2 protein-coding genes are annotated in these 2,096 nt (G+C 41.0%); one reads left to right on the top strand and one right to left on the bottom strand.

Features of this window, described 5'->3' with window-relative positions:
- The first annotated feature begins 368 nt into the window (after positions 1-368).
- Complete coding sequence (locus tag L2W36_RS27250) at positions 369-1,238, top strand: sigma-70 family RNA polymerase sigma factor (protein WP_236112071.1); 870 nt, start codon at positions 369-371, stop codon at positions 1,236-1,238.
- Positions 1,239-1,567: 329 nt separating this feature from the next.
- Here L2W36_RS27250 and L2W36_RS27255 read toward each other — a convergent pair whose 3' ends face one another.
- Entirely contained in the window at positions 1,568-2,080 is a 513-nt protein-coding gene (locus L2W36_RS27255) for a TetR/AcrR family transcriptional regulator (RefSeq protein WP_236112072.1), read from the bottom strand.
- Positions 2,081-2,096 lie beyond the last annotated feature (16 nt).

Here is a 2,096-nt window from a genome sequence, read left to right on the forward strand (position 1 = left end):
CATCGACTGCTACCACTGACAATCCTGCTTGATGATGCCAACAAAACTCACCAATCAGGTGAGTTTCTTTTTTGATAAAGCTCTACCATTGAGCGATCTTCCATTCAGAGGATTGTTCAAGCTACATCATAAAGGCACGCTTCCTTGCGTATCACCCTTCTCTTTCTGAGTAATATATTTATATAACTCCAAATGCATACAAGCTACTTCACATCATTATGCCCGCCTTCAGTCTAAACTATGAGACACTACAGTTTTTATATGCCATGTTATTGAAATGTAAAAATATAAGCTATATCTTATATATGGGGATGAGTATTGACTCAGACCGATTGAGTCAAACTAACGACTAACACAAGGATGATGTTATGAGAGTAGTGAGCAGTGATTATCAGTCAAATACACCTCAACATTCAGAAACCCAATTCGATGTTGGCTCGGCCTATTTTAAAGACATATCGAGCTACTCCTTACTGACACCAGAACAAGAGCAAGCTCTAGCCAAAAGAGTTAAAGAAGGTGACATCGCAGCGCGTGACGAGTTCTTCCACGCGAATTTAAGGCTGGTCGTTAAAATAGCAAAACAATTTTCGGGGCGTGGTGTCGGTTTTTTAGACCTCATCAATGAAGGTAATATTGGTTTGATACAAGCGATTGAGAAATTCGAGCCTGAATACGGTTATCGGTTTTCAACCTATGGTACATGGTGGATAAAGCAGGCGATTGACCGAGCTCTTATGAATCAGGGAAGGACTATTCGTATTCCTGTACATGTCATCAAAAAGCTCAGAGTTTGTCATAAAGCGGCAAGAGAAATACAGGACAAAGAGCACCACGAAGCCACAGTAAGCGAAATATCGGAACGTACAGGGTTTCCATCAAATGAAGTCAGTAAGCTTCAAAAGCTTGCCGAGCATTCCTATTCGCTTGAGCATGGTTGGGATGAGGATGATTCAACAGGAAGAGAGCAACTTTCAACTATTGATGATGACGATATCTATGAAGTGCCAGAAGAGATGCTCTTGAAGGAAAACTTGAATCAAATATTAGTTGGACACGTTAATACCTTGCCCGATAGACAGAAAGAGGTGCTCTACCATCGATTTGGGTTATTGGGGACTGAAACAAAAACGCTAGACGAAGTGGGTGAAATTATCGGGTTGACAAGAGAGCGCGTACGACAGATTCAAAAACTAGCGTTACAAGGCCAGATTTGGACTCAAATTGGCAAAGTTTAACTTGTAAACATGTAACTAATTGTAATGAAGATATATTTACACTAGAAGAATCAGCCCGCAAACTGATTGAGGTAAAACTCAATAAGCCTTGAGACGAGAAGCAGTTTGTCACCTTTTTCCGCTCACTTCCCCAACGAATGAGCGGTTTTTTATTGCAGTGTGACATCAATGGACTAGACACGATAGCTAGCACATTGTTGAACATAAACGTTTCAGAAACTTCAGATGATATTTATCCTTCAAATAACATTTGGTATCTCAAATCGAGTTTGCATAACAGAACAATAATCATATCTACAAGGAATAGTCGGGGGGGTCTTATCTCATATCTATTTTGTGTTTTCCAATGCTATGCAATACATCTGAAGCGGCCCTTTCAGCATGCTGATATCTAGTGCTTTACGATCACTATTGCAGTTCATCGCCAAAACGTAGCCATGTAAGTAGTCAGCTAACAGACTTATACCATTTATAGTAGCGACTTCACCTAGTGACAGAGGCTTGACCACTTGCTCAAACTTTTCATAAAACACCTCTGCTGGGCCATACACTTCCATACTCAGCATGGTTTCCAGCAAACCGGGATAATCGGCATGTAGGCTAAGGTAGCTGGTGCACAGCTTGTATAGCTCTGATTTCCAATCGTCACTTACGATAGGCTCATAGATATCTTCAACCAGTGAGGTGGTTATCGCCTCTAGCAGCTTGTTTTTGTTTTCGAAGTAGTAATAGATCGCCATCGCATCTACGTTCAGGTTGGTGGCGAGTTTACGAATACTGGGGATCTTTCCTTCTGCCTTCATCAAGGATTTAGCCATATCCAAAATGGCATCAGAACTCAATTGGTTACCTGATCCT

This window comes from Vibrio sp. McD22-P3, from assembly GCF_021568915.1.
Taxonomy (GTDB): domain Bacteria; phylum Pseudomonadota; class Gammaproteobacteria; order Enterobacterales; family Vibrionaceae; genus Vibrio; species Vibrio mediterranei.

What these genes read in the sequence shown, in the direction of transcription:
- L2W36_RS27250 (WP_236112071.1), top strand. Translation starts at nt 369, where the DNA reads ATGAGAGTAGTGAGCAGTGATTATCAGTCAAATACACCTCAACATTCA.